The sequence below is a fragment of the Nonomuraea sp. MG754425 genome (assembly GCF_021699195.1).
GTDB lineage: Bacteria > Actinomycetota > Actinomycetes > Streptosporangiales > Streptosporangiaceae > Nonomuraea.
This window is the reverse complement of sequence record NZ_SSXE01000006.1, coordinates 26,983-46,139: the sequence shown is the minus strand read 5'-3', so window position 1 is coordinate 46,139 and position 19,157 is coordinate 26,983. Positions and strand designations below refer to the sequence as shown.

Genomic DNA, 19,157 nt, shown 5'->3' with positions numbered 1-19,157 from the left:
ACAGACGAACCACCGATTTAGGCGGATGCTCAAAGTCGTAGACATTTCGACCCCCTGGGAGAAGTCCATGTCAAGGCTGGGACCTGTCATCACCCTCATGGCGGGCGCAGTGCTCGCCATGGGGCTGGGTGTCGCCAGCACCATCGCGACACCGCCGGCCGGGCAGCCGGCCGCGAACACCGCCGCGGACGCACCTCCCGCCGAGGAGGAGACGACCGCCGCCCCCGAGGACGACGGCGGCGCCACCCCGTTACCCTCCCCCTCACAGACGGAGCCCAAGAAGATCGGCAAGGCCGACTACGGCGGCCGGGTGAAGGGCACCGGAGCCCTCATCGCCATCTCCGTCAGGGACGGCAAGGCCATCGGCTACTTCTGCGACGGCCGCAGCGAGGCGTGGTTCAAGGGCACGGAGTCCGACGGCGTGCTCCGGCTCAAGGGCGTCGCGCACGCCGGTTCGAAGGTCACGGCCGACATCGCCGACGGCCGGGCCGAGGGCTCGGTCTCCGTCGGCGGCGGGAAGTGGCGCTTCGTGGCCCCCACGGTGGTCAAGCCGTCGGGCCTGTACCGGGCCACCGCCCTGGTCAGAGGCGCGAAGCTGCGCGCCGGCTGGATCGTGATCAAGAACGCGGACGGCGGCTACGACCAGGTCGGCGCCGCCTTCGCCGGAACCGAGCAGGTGGCGGACCTCCCCCGGCTCGACAGCCAGGAGCCCACCGCCCCCGTGACCGTGGACGACACCACGGTCTACCCCGAGGACGTCGACGCCTTCATCGAGGAGATGCGATGAACACCCTCCACCGCCAGCGGCGCCGGCGCTCCAGCGGCCTGCTCCCCTTACTGACGCCACTGGTCGTCGGCGGCCTCGTGGCACTCGTGCTCGGCGTGTACGGGCGCGCGCACACGCCGACCGGGTTCGCGGTCGGCGTGGCCGGCTTCTCCGCCGCACTGCCGATGAAGGCGTGGCTGACCACGGGCTCGTTCGTGCTGGCGATCGTCCAGGTGGTCTCGGCCATGTCCATGTGGGGCAGGCTCGGGATCGACATCCCGCCCGGCGTGCACCGCTGGTCGGGCCGGCTGGCCTTCCTGCTCACGATCCCGGTCGCCTTCCACTGCCTGTACGCCCTCGGCCTGCAGTACGACGTGCCCCGCGTGCTCGCGCACTCCCTGCTCGGCTGCTTCTTCTACGGCGTGTTCACCGCGAAGATGCTGGCCCTGCCGAAGCAGGACGTGCCTGGCTGGACGCTGCCCGTGTTCGGCGGACTGGCCTTCACGGCGCTGGTGGGGCTCTGGCTGACCTCGTCGTTCTGGTTCTTCACCGCCATCGGCGTCAAGGTGTGAACCTCTTGGTCCTGCTCAACCCGGCCGCCCGCCCCTTGGCGGCCACGACGAGCGCCATCTTCCTGGATGCCTCGTCGATCATCTCGTCGCCCAGCATGACCGCGCCGCGCTTCTCGACGGTGGTGTAGTACTCGTACGCCTCCAGGATCAGCTCGGCGTGGTCATAGTCCTCCTGCGACGGCGAGAACACCTCGTTGGCCGCGTCCACCTGGGCGGGATGCAGCACCCACTTGCCGTCGAACCCGAGCGCCGCCGACCGCTGCGCGACCCTGCGGAAGCCTTCGACGTCCTTGATCTGCAGGTAGGGGCCGTCGATCACCTGGAGGTCGTGCATCCTGGCCGCCATCAGCAGCCGCATGAGGATGTAGTGGTAGGCGTCGCCCTCGACGTAGCCGGGGGGCTGCTCGCCGACGACGAGCGTGCGCATGTTGATGGAGGCCATGAAGTCGGCGGGGCCGAACACCAGCGTCTCCAGCCGCTCGGACGACCCGGCGATGGCGTCGGCGTTCACCAGGCCGCGGGCGTTCTCGATCTGCGCCTCGATGCCGATGCGGCCGACCTCGTAGCCCATGGTCTTCTCGATCTGGGTGAGCAGCGTGTCGAGCCAGACGACCTCGGTCGGGTCCTGGACCTTGGGCAGCATGAGGCAGTCGAGGAACGCCCCCGCCCCCTCGACGATCTCGATCACGTCGCGGTACGTCCACCGCGTGGTCAGGTCGTTCACCCTGACCACGCGGGTCTTGCCGGACCAGTCGCCCTCGCGCAGGGCGGCGACGACGTTGGCCCGCGCCGCCTCCTTGGCCAGGGGCGCGACGGAGTCCTCGAGGTCGAGGAAGACCTCGTCCACGGGCAGGGTCTGGGCCTTTTCCAGGAACCGGGGGTTGCTGCCTGGCACGGCGAGCACGGAACGTCGTGAGCGCATGCGCACACGCTACTGGTCGGCCGGCGGGTTCGTCCGGTCACGGGGTCGTGGCGCCGGCCGGTCGCCGGTTACAGTCTGAGCTGTGAGCGACGACAGCGTGGCCATCGAGGAGGGCGCCAGGAAGTCCGGCGTCCTCTGGCTCACCCTCGACCGTCCCCGCCTGGCCTGGCACGCCTGGCACGACGGCGCCGTCTACCTGGTGAGCGGGGGCGAGGAGCAGCCGTTGCCCGGGCTCGACGCCCTCGACCGGGTGCGCGTGACGCTGCGCAGCAAGGACAACGGGGCCCGGCTGGTGGAGTTCGACGCGGAGGTGTCGGTCGTGGACCAGGCCCTGGCCGGCGAGGCCGTGGCGGTGCTGGCCAAGGAGCGGCTCAACGCCCGCGACAGCGAGCACCTGGTCGAGCGCTGGGCCCGCGAGTCCACGGTCTGGCGCCTGACCCCCGTGCGCTGAGCCTCACCCGGGCACTGAGCTTCAACCCGTGCGCTGAGCCTCACCCGGGCGCTGAGCCTCACCCGGGCGCTGAGCTTCACCCGGGCGCGACGACCGGCTCGGGCCCCGGCTCCTCGACGACCGCGGGCGGGGCGCCGGACGTGGCGGTCTGCGCGAGCAGCGCGCCCGACAGCACGAGCAGGCCGCCGACGATCTGGAACACGCCGAGCGTCTCGCCGACCAGCGCCCAGGCCACGATGGCGCCGCCGATGACCTCCAGCGACGCCACGGTGGCCCCCACCGCGGCCGACAACCGCCGTACGGCGTTGACCCCCAGGATGTACGCGACCACGGTGGCGATCAGCACCATCCACAGGTACGCCCCCAGCACGGGCAGCCGCAGCCCGCCCTCCGGCGCGGTGGTGAGCGTGAAGGCGTCCCACGGGATGTTCCACGGCCGGGCGAACGGGATCAGCACCAGGGCCGCCCCCGCCATCCCCCAGGCGATCAGGCCGAGCGGGTCCACGTCGTCGCCGAAGCTGTCGTTCATCAGGAAGTATCCGGCGCAACACGCGCCGGCCAGGAGGCCCAGCAGCAGGCCGAGCGCGTCCAGCCGGAGCCCCTGCCACGCCTCGACGACGATCCCGAGGCCCACGACCGCGGTGACCGCGCCCACGTACGCGGCCCGCGCGAGGCGTACCTTGCGGATGAACCGCACCCACGCCACCACCATCACCGGGGCCATGAACTCCAGCAGCAGCGCCACGCCCACCGGCAGCCGCGTGATCGCCACGAAGTACAGCGCCTGCACCCCGGCCACCGCCATGACCGCGTACAGCGCGAAGAACGGCAGCCTGGCCCTGGGGATCCGCAGCGCCCGGGGTCGGAACACGACCAGCACGGCCAGCAGCAGCACCCCCGCGCCCGCCATCCGCGTCCACACCGCCTCGACCGGCGCCAGACCGGCCTCGATGAGGTACTTCGCCATCGGCCCCGAGAACGCGAAGCAGCACGAGGACACGAACGCGAGCGCGAGCCCGGCATACCTCATCGCACACCACCTGTTAAGTAACCACCGTCAAGCCGGTTGGATACTGACACGCCGGGCGTTCCGGACGCAACGGATAAGCGCTGTTAGCCTGACCACGTGAAGATCTTCGTGGCCCGGCTCCCCGGGACTCCGGTCTTCGACCCGGCAGGCGACCAGATCGGCCGGGTCCGGGACGTGGTGGTCGGGCTGGTCCTCGGCCGCCGTCCCAACGTGCACGGATTCGTGGTGGAGGTGCAGCCGCGCCGCCGGGTGTTCCTGCCGATCACCCGGGTGCGGCGCATCGAGGCCGGATCCGTGGTCTTCACCGGACGGCTCAACATGCGCAGGTTCGAGCAGCGCGCCACCGAGACGCTCGTCGTCGGCCAGATGCTCGACCTCACCGTGCGCCTCGGCGAGGAGCCCATGACCGTCTACGACGTGGCCATGGAGGAGATCAAGCCGTCCACCTGGGAGATCACCAAGGTCGCCGTCTACAAGGGCAGGCGGCGCGAGCCGCGTACGGTGAACTGGGCGGACGTCTCCGGGTTCGACATCCTCCAGCAGGACCAGGGGGCGGCCGGGCTGATCTCCGCGTTCGCGTCGATGCGGGCCGCCGACATGGCCAGCGCGCTGCACGACCTGCCCACCAAGCGGCGCATCGAGATCGCCCGCGCGCTCAACGACGACCGGCTGGCCGACGTCCTGGAGGAACTGCCGCCGGACGACCAGATCGGCATCCTCGGCACGCTGGAGCCGGAGCGGGCGGCCGACGTCCTGGAGGAGATGGGGCCCGACGACGCCGCCGACCTGCTGCACGACCTGCCCGCCGAACAGGCGGCCGAGCTGCTGGCGCTCATGGAGCCCGGGGAGGCCGAGCCGGTGCGGCGGCTGCTGACCTACCCCGAGACCAGCGCGGGCGGCGTCATGACCAGCGAGCCGGTGATCCTGCCGCCCAGCGCCACCGTGGCCGAGGCGCTCGCGCACATCAGGCAGCAGGACCTGACCCCCGCCGTCGCCGCCCAGGTCTACGTGACCAGGCCGCCGACCGAGACGCCGACGGGAGCGTACCTGGGGGTCTCGCACTTCCAGCGGCTGCTGCGCGAGCCGCCGTCCACGCTGCTCGGCGCGGTGCTGGACCCCTCGATCGACCCGATCAGGCCGGAGCTCACGCTCCGCCAGGTCACCTACTACATGGCCAACTACAACCTCGTCGCCGCGCCCGTCGTGGACGAGCTGGGCCGCCTCGTCGGCGCCGTCACGGTGGACGACGTACTGGATCACATGCTGCCCGAGGGCTGGCGCGAGAGGGCCGACGAATCGTGACGACCGACCGCCTCGACCAGCCCAGGGACCTGCGCCGCACGGTGATGCGGCCGCACTACGACCCCGAGGCGTTCGGCCGCCTGTCCGAGCGCATCGCCCGTTTCCTCGGCACCGCGCGCTTCATCGTCTACATGACCGTGTTCGTCGCGGTCTGGGTCGTCTGGAACGTGGTCGCGCCGGGGCACCTGCGGTTCGACCCGTACCCGTTCATCTTCCTCACGCTGATGCTGTCGCTGCAGGCCAGCTACGCCGCCCCGCTGATCCTGCTGGCCCAGAACCGGCAGGGCGACCGCGACCGCATCCAGTACGAGCAGGACCGCGAGTCCGCCGACCAGAACCAGGCGGAGATCGAGTACCTGACCCGCGAGATCGCGGGCCTGCGGATGGCGCTGAACGAGGTGGCCACCCGCGACTACCTGCGCGCCGAGCTCGGCAGGCTGCTGGAGGAGCTCAGGGGCCCGCAGGAACTGCCCGGCCCCGGCGGCCTCAGGGGTTCCGGCGACCTCAACGGCAACGGTCAGGGGGAGCCGCGGCACTGAGGTCGTCCCCCAGCCTGGCGAGCAGGGCCCGCACCTGGGCGAGCTCACCGGCGCTCAGCAGGTCGAGGAAGCGGCTCCTGATGCCGCGCAGGTAGGTCGGCGTCGCCTCGGCCAGCCGCGCCGCGCCGAGGTCGCTCAGCACCGCGTACAGGCCGCGGGCGTCGTCGGCGCACGCCTCCCGTGCCACCAGGCCGTCGCGCTGCAACCGGTCGATGAGCCGGGTCAGGCCGCTGCGCGACAGCAGCACCCGATCGGCCAGGTCGTTCATCCGCAACCGCCGGTGCGGGGCCTGCGCGAGCTGGACGAGCACCTCGTACGAGGCCAGCGCCAGATCGTGCGCGACGAGCAGATCCTCTTCCAGCAGGCGGGTGATGCGTACCTGGGCGCGCTGCAACATGCGCCAGACCGCTAGTTCCTCGGCGGTCATGCTCTCGTCACGCAGAAGAGTCACGGAGTAACCTTAGACGTTGTTGCACAGACATCTAACAGTGCGGATTAACCGAGCGCGGGCTCTGGTTCATACCATGGAGGGGCGTCCTCACCGGCGTCCAGCGCCTGTCACACATAGACCCACAAAGGAGGGACGGCACTCCCTCGTGCCGAGACTTCGATGGCACCAACCCAGGAACTGGTGACGGCGGCCCTCGCCACCGTCATCGACCCCGAGATCCGTCGCCCGATCACGGACCTCGACATGGTCAAGAGCATCGAGATCGCTCCCGACGGGGCGGTGCGGGTAGGCGTGTACCTGACCGTGGCCGGATGTCCGATGAAGGACACCATCACCCGCGACGTGACCAACGCCGTCGCCAAGGTCGACGGCGTGACCGGCGTCCAGATCGAACTCGACGTCATGAGCACCGAGCAGCGCAAGACGTTGCAGACCAAGCTGCGGGGCGATCGCGGGCCGGAGAAGGAGATCCCGTTCAACCAGCCGGGCTCGCTGACCCGTGTGTTCGCGGTGGCTAGCGGCAAGGGCGGGGTCGGCAAGTCCTCCGTCACGGTCAACCTCGCCGCCGCCATGGCCGCCGGCGGCCTGAAGGTCGGCATCGTCGACGCCGACATCTACGGCCACAGCGTTCCTCGCATGCTGGGCGCCGATGAGCGCCCCACCAAGGTCGAGGACATGATCATGCCGCCGGTGGCCCACGACATCAAGGTCATCTCGGTCGGGATGTTCAAGCCGCCGGGCAACACGGCCGTGGTCTGGCGTGGCCCGATGCTCGACCGCGCCCTGCACCAGTTCCTGGCCGACGTCTACTGGGGCGACCTCGACGTGCTCCTGCTCGACCTGCCGCCGGGCACGGGTGACATCGCGATCTCGGTGGCGCAGCGGCTGCCGACGGCCGAGCTCCTCGTCGTGACCACGCCGCAGATGGCCGCCGCCGAGGTGGCCGAGCGGGCCGGTTCCATCGCGGCCCAGACCCACCAGCAGCTCGCCGGCGTCATCGAGAACATGGCGTGGCTGCCCTGCCCGCACTGCGACGAGCGCATCGCCGTCTTCGGCGAGGGCGGCGGCCAGACCGTCGCCGACGCGCTCACCCAGACGCTCGGGGCGCGGGTGCCGCTGCTCGGCCAGGTGCCGATCGACCTGCGGCTGCGCGAGGGCGGCGACGAAGGCAAGCCGCTCGTGCTCACCGACCCCGACTCCCCCGCCGCCACCGAGCTGCGGAAGATCGCGGGCACGCTGAGCAAGCGCTCCTCCAGCCTCAAGGGCATGCAGTTGGGGCTCAACCCGCGACGCTGACCACCACAAAGGCCCCTTACATCACGCAAGGGGCCTTTTTCATGCCCTCTGTACGGCGATGTACGGCTTTGTCAGGTCGCTTCGGAGTCGTACGGGGGCAGTTCCCCGTAATTGAGCTCATCGACCGGCTCAGGCGTGTACGGGGCCGTGGTGGCGGGCTCCAGCTCGCGCGACTTGTTGGTGTTCCAGTCGTCCTCAAGATCGTCGAGGAGATGCTTGCGGACGAAGTTACGCGGGTTGAGGTCGGCCGGGTCGAAGTTCTGGAACTCCGGGCCCAGGCCGGCGCGCAGGTCGTCGCGCGCGTTGTTCGCCATCCGGCGCAGGTTTCGCAGGGTCTTGCCGGCGTTCGCGGCGGCCTGCGGCAGTTTGTCGGGACCGAAGACGAGAAGCGCGATCACGATCAGCGCTCCGACCTCCATCCACCCGAGTCCGAACACCTGAGCTCCTACCGCAAGTCAAACTTCTCCGAGGACAACCCCGGCCTATCCACAGACTAAGGGCTCCATGGGGTAGGTCGGTCGTCCCCCCAGGACATATCACCGGCCGCGCCGTCCCGCCACCCTCCGCCCCGGATCCCCTGGACGCGGCCGCGCCGCAGCCGGCGGGCTGCGGCGCGAACGGAGGATCAGGAGGGCGTGGGGGTGGGCTCGTTCTCGGCGACCACCGTGAGCGTGGCGGTGCGCTCCTGCCCGGCACGCTGGTACTTGATCTTGATCTCGGCGCCGGGCGCCTTGCTGCGGATCAGGGCGATCAACTCGTTCCCGTCCTGCAGCGTCAGCCCGTCGATCTCCATGATCACGTCACCCGCCCGCAGCCCCGCCAGGTCGGCCGGGCCGCCCTTGGTGACCGGCTGCTGGCCTCCGGCGGGCTCCGAGGCGATGCGTACGCCCTGCCCCTGGTAGTCCTTGTCGAGCACGATGCCGATCTTGGGCCGCTTGGCCTTGCCGGTCGTGATCAGCTCCTCGGCCACCCGTCGCGTCTGGTTGACCGGGATCGCGAAGCCCAGGCCGATGCTGCCGCTCTGGCTGCTCATCGAGCGTCCCAGCGTGGCGATGGCCGAGTTCACGCCCACGACCTCGCCCCGGCCGTTCACCAGCGGGCCGCCGGAGTTGCCGGGGTTGATGGCGGCGTCGGTCTGGATGGCGCTGATGTAGGCGGGCTCCTCGGAGCTCGTGCCCGTGTCGTCGCCCGCGATCACCGGACGGTTGAGCGAGCTGACGATGCCGGTCGTCACCGTGCCGGTCAGGCCCAGCGGGGAGCCGATGGCGATGACGGGGTCGCCGACCACCACCTGGTCGGAGTTGCCGAGGGTGATCTCCGGCGTGTTGAACGTCTCCTCCGGCTTGACCACCGCCAGGTCCGAGCCCGGGTCGCGGCCGATGATGCGGGCCGTGGTGGTCTTGCGGCTGTTGAACATGATCCGGATCTCGCCGCCGTTGGCGGCCATCGCGACCACGTGGTTGTTCGTGACCACGTACCCGTTCTTGATCAGGAAGCCGGAGCCCGACGCGCCCTCGGTGTTGGTGCCGTTGCCGACCTCCAGCGAGACGACGCTCGGCAGCACCCGCGCGGCCACGCCCGCCACCGAGTCGGGCGCGCGGTTGGTCGCGCCGGTCGGGAGCGGGCCGAGGCTGTAGGAGGGGTCGGTGCTGGTGTCCGGCTGCGTCAGCAGGTACGTGCCCACGCTCCCGAGCACCGAGGCCAGCAGGGCGATGACCACGCCCAGCGCCACCAGGACGCCGAGGCCGGGCCCCCGCCTGGCGACACCGGTGCCACCCTGGCTGCCCGGGGGCGGCGGGGCCCAGCCCGGTCCCATCCCGAGCGCCTGGCCGGGCGGCGGGGGCGGCGGGTCCGCGCCGGGGCCGCCGTAGGAGGGCCCGCCGCCGAACGGCGGCCCTTCGTAGGAACGTGCGCCGCCGTCCGGCGAGCCGAAGAACGGGCTGTCGTAGGCGCGCGTGCCGTTCTCCTGCGGCCGTGCGCCCGGCTCGGGCGGGCCGAAGGAGGGGCTGTCGTAGACGCGTGTGCCCGCGTCGGGCGGGCCGAACGCGGGCTGCTCACCGGAACGCGCACCCCCGTCGGGCGGCCCGAACGACGGGCCGCTGCCTGATCCGGCGGAACCATACGAAGAACCGGCACCACCGAACGACGGACCGCTGCCCGGACCGGCGGAGACGTAGGAAGGACCGGTGCCACCGTCCGGCGCACCGAACGACGGGCCGCTGCCCGAGCCGTAGGAAGGGCCGGTACCGCCCTCGGGCGCACCGAACGACGGGCCGCTGCCTGAGCTGTAGGAAGGGCCGGTGCCGGTGTCCGGGGAGCCGAACGACGGGGGGCCGAAGGTCGGGGCGCCGTACTGGGGGCCGGTCTGGGCGGGAAGGTCCTGGCCGGTGCCCGGCGTGGTGGACGAGGGGCCGGAAGATCCGTAGGAGGAGGAACCGTACGGCTGCGGCTCGTACGGCTGCGAGCCGTGCGCGCCGGAACGGCCTGACGGGTCGCCCCAGGTGGTGCCGAACGAGGCGGGCGGCTCGGGCCGCCTGCCCTCGCTGTCGTCAGCGGGTAGGAAGTCCGGCCGCCCCTGTGGCTCGGGGGAGTCCGACGGCGTGCGTCCTTCGGTGGGGCGCTCGTCGGTCATCTAAGTCTCACCACTCCTTGGCTCGGCCACCGCAATCGTCACCCTTGCGGCATACGAGGGCTATAAAGGTTTTGTCAGGACTTGCCTGTAACAATTCCCGAACCCAGATCGTATGCCCCGCGAGCCGCCGGCTACGCCAACCGTTAGCCCCGGGCATGACACCCGGTCAAGGCGTGGCGGTCGACGGACCGTTCGTCGGCGTGTTGCGGGCCTGCTGCTGGAACAGCTCGACGGGCGGGGCCGGATTGTTCTGCCCCACGCCCGTTGACGCGAAGAAGGTGCCGATCGCCACGGCCGCCGAGACCATCCCGACCGCCACGTACGCCGAGCGCCGCCTACCACCGCGACCAGGGCCCGAGGCCCCACCGGTGGCGTCCCTGCGCGGGCGGTTGTCCAGGGGGGCGATGGTGTGTGGCCCAGGGATGGGCACTCCCCCGAACGTGCGCGTGGGGAAAGGGCGCTCCCTCGGCGGCAGCGGCCCGCCCGGCTCCGACATCCGGAGCAGGGACATCGTCAGGTCTGCCGGCATCGCCGGCGTGTCGAGGGCACGCAGGCGCGACTTCAGCGCCCGCACCGACTCGACCTCCCGCCTGCAGTCGGCGCAGAAAGTCAGATGGGCCAGCGCGCGCTCGCGTTCGGTGTGATTGAGCTCGCCGTCGACCAGCGCGGAAACCCGCTCTCCAAGGTGTGACATATCAGACTTCCTCCCCACGGATAACGGTCGGGGGGAGTTGCGAATTACGGGGGGCCCGGTGATCGAGCGCCTCCCGCAACTGCGCCCGGCCACGGTGAATACGGCTTCGGACCGTCCCCAGCTTGACGCCGAGCGTGGCCGCGATCTCCTCGTAAGACAGGCCCTCGATGTCACACAGCACGATCGCGGCCCGGAACTCGGGTGCGAGCGCGTCGAGGGCGGCCTGGATGTCGGGCTCCAGGTGGGCGTCGTCGAACGCCTGCGCCGGCGACGGCTCACGGCCGCGCAGCCGCTCGGCCGCGTCGTCCGCGAGGCCCTCGAACCTGATGCGCTGCTTGCGCCGCGCCATGTCGAGGAACAGGTTGGTCGTGATCCGGTGCAGCCACCCCTCGAAGGTGCCCGGGGTGTAGCTCGACAGCGACCTGAAAACCCGAACGAAGACCTCCTGCGTGAGGTCTTCGGCATCATGGACATTGCCGGTCAATCGGTACGCCAGCCGATACACGCGCGCGGAGTGTGTCCGCACGACCTCCTCCCACGTAGGAGGAGTCCAATCAGACGACACGGGAGTATCGGTCTGGTGGTCGCTTTCGTCCACCAGAACTCCTCTCTCTGGGACCACCGCTACCGCCATAGTGCCTGGTTTCGTCCCTCCGTGCGCACTGCCTGCCTTCCGGACCGGCAAAGCCCGTTTAAACCTGCAACGCCTTGGGTGCCGCCTGAGTTCCCGTGATGGCATGTCTCCCCTAGGCTGCGATCGGTGCCAATCTCGTGGACCAATCGCACGAAAGTGGGGGAGGAGGCCGATGACCACTCCGGTGGAGGCCACTCTGGCCTATGCGGAGCAGTTCCATCACGAGGATGAGATCCTGCACGTGGCGCGGCAGCGCGGGCTGGAGATGGGTGCCACGCCCATCCTTCCCGGCGGCGGGGCCGCGCTGTGTTTCCTCGCGACCGCCGTCAACGCCAAGTCCGTCGTCGAGGTCGGCACGGGCTGCGGCGTCTCGGGGCTGTGGCTGCTGCGCGGCATGCGCGCCGACGGCACGCTGACGAGCGTGGACGTCGAACCCGAGCACCAGCGGCTGGCCAGACAGGCGTTCGCGGAGGCCGGCTTCGCCGGCGGCCGGGTGCGGCTGATCTCCGGCCGCGCGCTCGACGTGCTCCCGCGGCTCTCGGACGGCGGCTACGACATGGTGTTCGCCGACGGCGCGAAGCAGGAGTACGCCGACTACCTCGCCGAGGCGGTCCGCCTGCTGCGCGTGGGCGGCGTCGTGGCCTTCGACAACATGCTGTGGCACAACCGGGTGGCCGACCCGGCGCAGCGCGACTCCGACACGGTGGCGCTGCGCGAGGTGGGCAAGCTGGTGCAGTCGGACGAGCGGCTGCGCTCGGTGCTGATGCCGCTGGGCGACGGGCTGCTCGCCGCCATCAAGGTCGCCGACTAGGCGGGCGGGTCAGCCCCTGGTGAGCCACTCCAGGAGCACGCGCACGCCGAAGCCCGTCGCGCCCTTGCTGAGCGTGCCGTCGTCCACCGTGCTGCGGCCGACCCCGGCGACGTCGAGGTGCGCCCACGGCCGTTCGCCCGCGAACTCGCGCAGGAACAGCGCCGCGGTGATCGACCCGGCCCCGAACCTGGAGCCCTCCTCGACGTTGGCCAGGTCGGCGATCGACGACTCCAGCGCGGGCGTGTAGTCCTCGATCAGCGGCATCCGCCACAACCTGTCGTCGGCCGTCTGCCCGGCCTCCACGAGCTGCTTGGCCAGCAGGTCGTCGGAGGCGTAGACGGCACCGACGTTGCGCCCGAGCGCCACCGTGATCGCCCCGGTGAGCGTGGCGACGTCCACCACCGCGTCGGGGTCGAGCCGGGCGTCGGCGTAGGCGAGCGCGTCGGCCAGCACCAGCCGCCCCTCGGCGTCGGTGTTCAGCACCTCGACCGTGCGCCCGCCGTAGTGGGTGATCACGTCGCTGGGCCGCTGGGAGGTGCCCGACGGCATGTTCTCGGCCGCCGCCACCAGCCCGGTCACGCGGACGGGCGCCTTCAGCTCGGCCAGCGCGCGCAGCACGGCGATGACCACCGCGCCGCCGGCCATGTCGGTCTTCTGGAACTTCATGCTCTCGGTCGGCTTGAGCGACAGCCCGCCCGAGTCGAACGTGATGCCCTTGCCCACCAGTACGACGTGCCGCTCGGCGGGCGCCTCAGGCGTGTAGGAGAGCTGGATGAGCCGGGGCGGGCTGACCGAGCCCTGGCCCACGGCGAGGATGCCGCCGAACCCGTCGGCCCGCAGCCGCTCGACGTCCCACACCTCGACCGGCAGGCCGGTCTCCACTGCCCGCTCCGCCAGCCAGGCGGGGTTCTTCACCGAGGAGGGCGTGTTGGCCAGGTCGCGGGCGAAGGCCACCGCCTGCGCCACGGTCTGCGCGCGCCGCACCGCCGCTTCGTCCGCCCCGGCGAACACCAGCGCCCGCACGGGCCTGCGCCCGGCCCCGCCGATCCGGAACGTGTACGCGGCCAGCAGCGCCGCCTCGGCGAACGCCGCCACCTCGCCCTCGGGCGTGACCACGGTCAGCGTGTCGCGGCCCTTGGCCTTCCTGGTCAGCGCCGCGGCGGCGGTACGCAGGGCCTTGGGCGAGCCGTCGCCCACGCCGTACAGCAGGACCCGCCCGACTCCCCCGGCCCGTGACACCGGGACCTCGACGATCTCCCCCGCCGCGCCCTTGGCCTCGTAGTGGGCCAGCAGGTCGGGAGCCGGCACGTGCAGCTCGACCCCCGGGCTCAGGTCGGAGGCGTACGGAACGGCCAGCAGTTCGGCGTCGTCGGGAACCTCGGCGACCACCGTCGCAGTGGTCTCAATGGGCACGGATCTTCTCCTCGAACGTCAGCGACCCTGGCGCCGTTGTACGCCAGGGTCGTGGATCAGTTAGGTCTCTCGGGAGTGCTCAGCCGACGACGTTCTTCAACGCTTCGCCGAGCGCCTTTGCCTCGTCGGCGGAGATCTCCACGACGAGCCGGCCGCCACCCTCCAGGGGGACCCGCATGACAATGCCGCGTCCTTCCTTGGTGACCTCGAGCGGACCATCGCCGGTCCGCGGCTTCATCGCCGCCATGCGTGCATCCCTTCCTGCCTTGGGCTCCCGCGGCCCGCGATTTCCGACCTCCCGAGGGGGTGGTCGGCGCATTCACGTCTTCTGTGATGTCCTATTCTCCCGCATCGAGAGCCCTCATGGGTAACGATCTCCTCCCAGAATGCGTTGTCGAGGCGTGCGATGACGTCCAAACTGGACTTCGTGCACGCTCGCGCCGCTCTGTTCGATCTCTACGGAGACCATCTGCGCTCGCGTGGTGGCCAAGCGTCCGTCGCCGCGCTCGTCAGGCTGATGAAACCCCTGGAAATCGCCGCTCCCGCGGTCCGTACGGCGGTTTCGCGGATGGTCCGGCAAGGCTGGCTGCGCCCGCTCAGGCTGCCTCAGGGAGCCGGCTACGGGCTGACGCCGAAGTGTGTCAGGCGGCTTGATGAGGCGGCACTGAGAATTTACCGAGCCGGAACGCTCACCTGGCACGGCCGCTGGCATCTGATCGTCTTCGAGCCGGTGAAGGAGCGCCCGCAGCGGGAGCGGCTGCGGGCCGACCTGACGTTCCTGGGCTACGCGTCGTTGTCGGAGACCACCTGGATCGGCCCGCGCTCGTCGATCGAGCTGGACAACCTGCTCGACGGCGAGGGCGTGCGGGCCGACCGGTTCGACGCGGCGCTGGAGGGCGACCCGCGCGAGCTGGTCGCCAGGGCCTGGGATCTGACCGCCATCGGCGAGGCGTACGAGCACTGGCACGCCGAGGCTGTCACGCTGATCAGCACGCTGCCCGGCGGGGCCCCGGCCGACCAGGTGTTCGCCACGCGCAGCCGGCTCGTGCACGGCTGGCGCAACTTCCTGTTCCGCGACCCTGGGCTGCCGCCCGAACTGCTGCCCGCGCAGTGGCCGGGCGAGCGGGCCAGGGCCTACTTCGAGCAGGAGGCCGCCAGGCTGCTGCCCGCAGCCGCCGCGTTCGTCGACAGGGAGCTTTGACCGTGATCCGTTACGACCTGGCAGACGCCGTCGCCACCGTCACACTCGACCGTCCGGACGCGATGAACTCGCTCACCGCCGAGCTCAAGCAGGCGCTGCTGGAGGCGCTGCGCCGCGCGGCAGCCGACCGCGCGGTCCGGGCCGTGCTGCTCACCGGCGCGGGCCGGGCCTTCTGCGCGGGCCAGGACCTGCGCGAGCACGCCGCCAACCTGGAGGCGGGCCGCGGCCTGGCCGACACCGTACGCGCGCACTACAACCCGATCGTGGAGCTGATCGCCACCATGCCCAAGCCGGTGGTGGCCGCGGTCAACGGCGTGGCCGCGGGCGCGGGCGCGTCGCTGGCCTTCGCCTGCGACCTGCGGGTGGCCTCCGAGCGGGCCACGTTCGCGCTGGCGTTCGCCGGGATCGGCCTCGCGCCCGACTCGGGCGCGTCGTGGACGCTGCCGCGCCTCATCGGCCGGGGCCGCGCCGCCGAGCTGATGCTGCTCGGCGAGCCGCTCGGCGCGGCCCGCGCGCTGGAGCTGGGCCTGGTCACCCGGGTCGTCCCCGCGGACGAGCTGCTGAAGAACGCCGGCGAGCTGGCCGCGCGGCTGGCGAGCGGCCCCACCCTGGCCTACGCCGCCACCAAGCGGGCGCTGGCCTACGCCTCGGCGCACGCGCTGCCCGACGCGCTGGCCATGGAGGCCGACATCCAGGACAGATGCGTCGCAACCCAGGACCATCTCCACGCCACCAGGGCCTTTCTCGCGAAAGAAGCGCCGACCTTCGACGGAGAGTAACTGATCCACCACCCTCGGATGGGTAAAGCTAGCGCCATGCGCCTTTCCGACGCCCCGCGTCAGCCGGCCCCGAGTGACCCCGCCCCGGGTGACCCTGCCCCGGGTGACCCTGCCCCGGGCGACTTCGTGGCACTCCGCACCACCGCCCTGGCCCTGCTCACCGGTGGCGACTTCGACGTGTCCGACCCGGCCTACGAACGGCCGCTGGCCGCCCTGGGCGAGCGGGCCGCCACCTGGCTGGCCCAGATGGTGCCCGGCCTGATCTGGCCGGACCTCCCGCTCGAGGGCCGCCCGGGGAACGTGACAGGGAGTTACGGCCGGCTGCGCCAGATCGCGACCGCCTGGGCCACGCCCGGCACCGCGCAGCACGGCGACGACGCCGTGGCCACCCGCCTGGCCGAGGCGCTCGACCTGCTGTACGAGCGGCACTACAACGAGCGCCTGCCCGAGACCGGCAACTGGTGGTTCTGGGAGATCGGCACACCCGCCGAGCTGAGCCGGGTATGCGTGCTGCTCGGCGAGCGGCTCGACGCGGGCCGGCTGGAGGCGTACCTGGGGGCGATCGACCGCTTCTGCCCCGACGCCGACCGCCGCGCGGGCCGTCCCGAGGCCAGCGAGAGCGGCGCCAACCGGGCCGACAAAGCCTCCATCGTCGCCTTCCGCGGCGTGGCCGGCCGCCGTGCGGACAAGCTGGCGCTGGCCCGCGACGGGCTCTCCGACGTGCGCGACGGCGGGCGGCACAGCGTGTTCGGCTACGCCGAGTCCGGCGACGGCTTCCACCGCGACGGCTCGTTCATCCAGCACGCCGTGGTCGCCTACACGGGCTCGTACGGGCTGTCGCTGCTCATCGCGGTCGCCGAGACCGTGGCGCTGCTGCACGGGTCACCGTGGGAGATCACCGATCCTGGGCAGCGGGTGGTGCTGGACGCCGTGGAGCGCTCCTTCGCGCCCTTCGTCCACGACGGGCTGCTCATGGACACCGTCAGGGGCCGGGCCGCCACCAGGCAGACCTTCTCCGACAGCGTGGCGGGGCACGAGGCGATCGGGGCCGTGCTGCTGCTGGCCCGCAGCGCGCCCGAGCCGTACCGGAGCCGGTTCGAGGAGCTGGCCAAGGGGTGGATCGAGCGCGGCGCCGCCCGTCCCTACCTCCGGCACGCGAACGTGCCGCAGACCCGCAGGGCCGTCGCGGTGCTGGACGACAAGACCGTCGAGGCCGCGCCCTCGCCCGCCGGGCACCACGTGTTCCCCGAGATGGACCGCGTGGTGCACCGGCGGCCCGGCTGGGCGGTGGCGATCAGCATGTCCTCGCGGCGGACCGCCGCCTACGAGGCGATCAACCGCGAGAACCTGCACGGCTGGTACACCGGCGACGGCATGACCTACGTCTACACCGGCGACCTGGGACACTACGGGGACGACTTCTGGCCCACGGTGAACCCGTACCGGCTGCCGGGCACCACGGTCGACACCCTCGAACGCGAGAACCTCGACTTCAGCGTGCACCGGCCGCCCAGCCCGTGGGCGGGCGGCGTGGTGCTCGACGACCTGTACGGCGTCAGCGCCATGGAGCTGATCGGCGACGGGGTGAGCCTGCGGGCGCGCAAGTCGTGGTTCTGCCTCGACTCGGCCGTGGTGGCGCTGGGCAGCGGCATCACCAGCTTCGACGGCCGCACGATCGAGACCGTGATCGACAACCGCGCCACCGACGCCGAGCCGTACGTCGGCGACGGCTGGATGCACCTGCCGGGCACGGGCGGCTACGTGTTCGAGGGCGCCCGGACGCTCGTGGAGACGCGTACGGGCCGCTGGCGCGACATCAACGAGGGCGACGACACCGCGGGCGCCTTCGAGCCCGTCACGCGCCGCTACGTGACGTTCTGGTTCGACCACGGCGTGAACCCGCTGGAGGCCGACTACTCCTACGTGCTGCTGCCGAACGCCACCCGTGAGCGCACCCGCGCCTTCCGCGGCAACCGGCCCGCGCGGGTGCTGAGCAACACGCCGACGCTGCAGGCCGTACAGACGCGCGCGCTGCTCGGGGCCACCTTCTGGGCGGCGGGCAGCGTCGGCATCCTGGACGTGGACGCGCCGTGCGTGGTGATGCTGCGCCGGGCCAGCGAACGGATCGTGCTCGCCGTGGCCGACCCGAGCCGGACGGTGGACGTCGTCACGATCACGCTCGACCGCGCGGCCGGCGGCGTCGTGCGCGCCGACGACACGGTCACCGTGCGCACCGGCAAGCGGCCGGTCATCGCGGTGCGGGTCGGCGGGTCGCTGGGGCGCTCGCACAGCGTGGAGCTCAGCGCGTACGGGCCACGCAGCCCTCGATATGGTCGTTGACCAGGCCAATCGCCTGCATCAGCGCGTAGGCCGTGGTGGGGCCGACGAACCTGAAGCCGTGCTTCTTCAGCTCCTTGGCCAGCGCCTTCGAACCCGGCGTGATCGCGGGCACGTCGGCCGTCGTCCGCGGTACGGGCGCGCCGGGGTCGGCGTAGCGCCACACCAGTTCCGACAGGCCGCCCGGCAGGTCGAGCGCAGCCCTGGCGTTGCCGATCGCCGCCTCGATCTTGGCCCGGTTGCGGATGATGCCCGCGTCGCCGAGCAGGCGCTCGACGTCTTCCTCGGTGTACGCGGCCACCTTCGGGATCGAGAAGCGGTCGAAGGCGGCGCGGAAGTTCTCCCGCTTGCGCAGGATCGTCAGCCATGACAGGCCCGACTGGAACGCCTCCAGCGACACACGTTCGAAGACGGCGTCGTCGCCCTTGACCGGGCGGCCCCACTCCTCGTCGTGGTAGGTCAGGTACATCGGGTCGGCCAGGCCCGCCCAGGCGCAGCGGATCTGCTCGGTCACGGGCGGTCGTCACCGTCTTTGGCGGTCGAGGCCCGCACGGGCCGTCCCTCGTCGTCGGTCGCGGCCTCGGTGTCGGGCTCGGTGTCGGGCTCGGTGTCGGACTCGGTGTCGGGCTCGGTGCCGGCCTTGGTCTCGGGCTCGGTCTCGGGCTCCGTGTCGGGCTTGGGGGCTTCCTCGGCGGTCTCGCTCGCGGCCTGGTCGTCGGTGTCGGCCTTGCCGTTGAGCGCCGCGCCGGCCGGACGGAGCACCCGCCACTCCGGCTCCTCCGGCAGGTGGGTCAGCTCCGTGCCGCCGCCGTCCCAGGACACCGAGGCGCCGCTCGCCGAGACCGGGTCGCCCGACTCCGGCAGCACGCGCGGCTCGGCGGGGGCCTCGGGCGTGTGCTCGGTGCGCGGCCCGAACCCGGGCGCGGCGTAGCTCTCCTGGCGCGCGTGCAGCCGGCTCGACAGCAGTTCGGAGACCCGCTGCTCCAGCACCGCGATCCGGGTGTCGCGCACGCTGATGGCCCCGGCCGCGCGGCGCAGCGTCTCGTCGACGCTCTGCGTGTGGTAGCCGACCAGGTTGACCGGCAACTGGAGCGCGACGATGTCAGCGGCATCGAGCCGGCCGGCCTCGGGCAGCTCGAGCGGCGGCACGTCGGGCGGGAACTCGGCCAGCTCACCGCCCCTGCCCAGGGAGACCAGGACCACGCAGGCCAAGATGGCGATGGCGGCGATGGCGAGAATGACCAGCACATTGGCATCGTACTCACATGGTGGACCGCATTTAGCGGTCCACCACAAGTCGCGCATTTCGCGCTTACCGCCGAAGCGC

The 19,157-nt window shown here is 71.5% G+C and carries 21 protein-coding genes; 10 read left to right on the top strand and 11 right to left on the bottom strand.

Annotated features, from left to right (window positions below):
• Window positions 1-97: 97 nt before the first annotated feature.
• Together FAF44_RS03660 and FAF44_RS03655 are read left to right on the top strand one after the other, a co-directional pair.
• Entirely contained in the window at window positions 98-787 is a 690-nt protein-coding gene (locus tag FAF44_RS03660; protein ID WP_237101545.1) for a hypothetical protein, read from the top strand.
• Window positions 784-1,338 (top strand): DUF6529 family protein, encoded by a 555-nt coding sequence (locus tag FAF44_RS03655; protein ID WP_237101544.1) that lies wholly within the window; start codon window positions 784-786, stop codon window positions 1,336-1,338. The genes FAF44_RS03660 and FAF44_RS03655 overlap by 4 nt, the downstream gene beginning before the upstream one ends.
• Here the strand turns inward: FAF44_RS03655 and FAF44_RS03650 are convergent.
• Window positions 1,328-2,260: a CoA ester lyase gene (locus FAF44_RS03650; protein ID WP_237101543.1), complete on the bottom strand. Its 933-nt coding sequence runs from the start codon at window positions 2,258-2,260 to the stop codon at window positions 1,328-1,330. The two genes, FAF44_RS03655 and FAF44_RS03650, sit on opposite strands and share 11 nt — an antisense overlap.
• A gap of 82 nt (window positions 2,261-2,342) precedes the next feature.
• Here FAF44_RS03650 and FAF44_RS03645 point away from each other — a divergent pair, with 82 nt between their 5' ends.
• Window positions 2,343-2,711 carry a hypothetical protein gene (locus FAF44_RS03645; RefSeq protein ID WP_237101542.1) on the top strand — a complete coding sequence of 123 codons (369 nt, stop codon included), beginning with the start codon at window positions 2,343-2,345 and terminating at the stop codon, window positions 2,709-2,711.
• A 76-nt stretch (window positions 2,712-2,787) separates the two neighbouring features.
• Here FAF44_RS03645 and FAF44_RS03640 read toward each other — a convergent pair whose 3' ends face one another.
• Window positions 2,788-3,741, bottom strand: coding sequence for a DMT family transporter (locus FAF44_RS03640; RefSeq protein ID WP_237101541.1), 954 nt, complete (start codon window positions 3,739-3,741; stop codon window positions 2,788-2,790).
• 96 nt (window positions 3,742-3,837) lie between these two features.
• Here FAF44_RS03640 and FAF44_RS03635 point away from each other — a divergent pair, with 96 nt between their 5' ends.
• Both FAF44_RS03635 and FAF44_RS03630 read left to right on the top strand, forming a co-directional pair.
• On the top strand, window positions 3,838-5,043 hold the full coding sequence (locus FAF44_RS03635; protein ID WP_237101540.1) for a CBS domain-containing protein: 1,206 nt from the start codon (window positions 3,838-3,840) through the stop codon (window positions 5,041-5,043).
• Entirely contained in the window at window positions 5,040-5,582 is a 543-nt protein-coding gene (locus FAF44_RS03630; RefSeq protein ID WP_237101539.1) for a DUF1003 domain-containing protein, read from the top strand. Before FAF44_RS03635 ends, FAF44_RS03630 begins: the two co-directional genes overlap by 4 nt.
• Here FAF44_RS03630 and FAF44_RS03625 read toward each other — a convergent pair.
• Complete coding sequence (locus FAF44_RS03625) at window positions 5,548-6,033, bottom strand: MarR family winged helix-turn-helix transcriptional regulator (RefSeq protein WP_237101538.1); 486 nt, start codon at window positions 6,031-6,033, stop codon at window positions 5,548-5,550. The genes FAF44_RS03630 and FAF44_RS03625 overlap by 35 nt on opposite strands.
• Window positions 6,034-6,192: 159 nt before the next feature.
• Between FAF44_RS03625 and FAF44_RS03620 the strand changes: the two genes are divergently transcribed.
• Window positions 6,193-7,329, top strand: a complete 1,137-nt coding sequence (locus FAF44_RS03620) for an Mrp/NBP35 family ATP-binding protein (protein ID WP_237101537.1) — start codon at window positions 6,193-6,195, stop codon at window positions 7,327-7,329.
• Window positions 7,330-7,400: 71 nt separating this feature from the next.
• Here FAF44_RS03620 and FAF44_RS03615 read toward each other — a convergent pair whose 3' ends face one another.
• The 4 genes from FAF44_RS03615 to sigE form a co-directional block, all read right to left on the bottom strand.
• Window positions 7,401-7,766, bottom strand: coding sequence for a sec-independent translocase (locus FAF44_RS03615; protein WP_237101536.1), 366 nt, complete (start codon window positions 7,764-7,766; stop codon window positions 7,401-7,403).
• 188 nt (window positions 7,767-7,954) lie between these two features.
• A complete protein-coding gene (locus FAF44_RS03610) occupies window positions 7,955-9,961 on the bottom strand; it encodes a S1C family serine protease (protein WP_237101535.1) in 2,007 nt (668 codons plus the stop codon).
• A 166-nt stretch (window positions 9,962-10,127) separates the two neighbouring features.
• Window positions 10,128-10,655 (bottom strand): anti-sigma factor, encoded by a 528-nt coding sequence (locus tag FAF44_RS03605; RefSeq protein ID WP_237101534.1) that lies wholly within the window; start codon window positions 10,653-10,655, stop codon window positions 10,128-10,130.
• Window position 10,656: 1 nt separating this feature from the next.
• Entirely contained in the window at window positions 10,657-11,289 is a 633-nt protein-coding gene (sigE, locus tag FAF44_RS03600) for an RNA polymerase sigma factor SigE (RefSeq protein ID WP_148440425.1), read from the bottom strand.
• A gap of 172 nt (window positions 11,290-11,461) precedes the next feature.
• Here sigE and FAF44_RS03595 point away from each other — a divergent pair, with 172 nt between their 5' ends.
• The gene (locus FAF44_RS03595; protein ID WP_237101533.1) at window positions 11,462-12,100 is read left to right on the top strand and encodes an O-methyltransferase; all 639 of its coding nucleotides are present in this window, start codon (window positions 11,462-11,464) and stop codon (window positions 12,098-12,100) included.
• 9 nt (window positions 12,101-12,109) lie between these two features.
• Here the strand turns inward: FAF44_RS03595 and FAF44_RS03590 are convergent, their stop codons facing one another.
• Together FAF44_RS03590 and FAF44_RS03585 are read right to left on the bottom strand one after the other, a co-directional pair.
• On the bottom strand, window positions 12,110-13,513 hold the full coding sequence (locus FAF44_RS03590) for a leucyl aminopeptidase (protein ID WP_237101532.1): 1,404 nt from the start codon (window positions 13,511-13,513) through the stop codon (window positions 12,110-12,112).
• A gap of 79 nt (window positions 13,514-13,592) precedes the next feature.
• The gene (locus FAF44_RS03585; RefSeq protein WP_020545024.1) at window positions 13,593-13,760 is read right to left on the bottom strand and encodes a DUF3117 domain-containing protein; all 168 of its coding nucleotides are present in this window, start codon (window positions 13,758-13,760) and stop codon (window positions 13,593-13,595) included.
• Window positions 13,761-13,919: 159 nt separating this feature from the next.
• On the opposite strand from FAF44_RS03585, the gene FAF44_RS03580 reads away from it, so the two are divergent.
• The 3 genes from FAF44_RS03580 (at window position 13,920) to FAF44_RS03570 (ending at window position 17,833) form a co-directional block, all read left to right on the top strand.
• The gene (locus FAF44_RS03580) at window positions 13,920-14,714 is read left to right on the top strand and encodes a PaaX family transcriptional regulator C-terminal domain-containing protein (RefSeq protein ID WP_237101531.1); all 795 of its coding nucleotides are present in this window, start codon (window positions 13,920-13,922) and stop codon (window positions 14,712-14,714) included.
• Window positions 14,715-14,716: 2 nt separating this feature from the next.
• On the top strand, window positions 14,717-15,493 hold the full coding sequence (locus FAF44_RS03575; RefSeq protein WP_308193274.1) for an enoyl-CoA hydratase-related protein: 777 nt from the start codon (window positions 14,717-14,719) through the stop codon (window positions 15,491-15,493).
• 126 nt (window positions 15,494-15,619) lie between these two features.
• Window positions 15,620-17,833, top strand: coding sequence for a polysaccharide lyase 8 family protein (locus FAF44_RS03570; RefSeq protein WP_237101530.1), 2,214 nt, complete (start codon window positions 15,620-15,622; stop codon window positions 17,831-17,833).
• On the opposite strand, the gene FAF44_RS03565 is transcribed toward FAF44_RS03570, so the two are convergent.
• Both FAF44_RS03565 and FAF44_RS03560 read right to left on the bottom strand, forming a co-directional pair.
• Complete coding sequence (locus FAF44_RS03565; protein ID WP_237101596.1) at window positions 17,793-18,299, bottom strand: DNA-3-methyladenine glycosylase I; 507 nt, start codon at window positions 18,297-18,299, stop codon at window positions 17,793-17,795. The two genes, FAF44_RS03570 and FAF44_RS03565, sit on opposite strands and share 41 nt — an antisense overlap.
• A gap of 41 nt (window positions 18,300-18,340) precedes the next feature.
• Window positions 18,341-19,078: a hypothetical protein gene (locus tag FAF44_RS03560; RefSeq protein WP_237101529.1), complete on the bottom strand. Its 738-nt coding sequence runs from the start codon at window positions 19,076-19,078 to the stop codon at window positions 18,341-18,343.
• Window positions 19,079-19,157 lie beyond the last annotated feature (79 nt).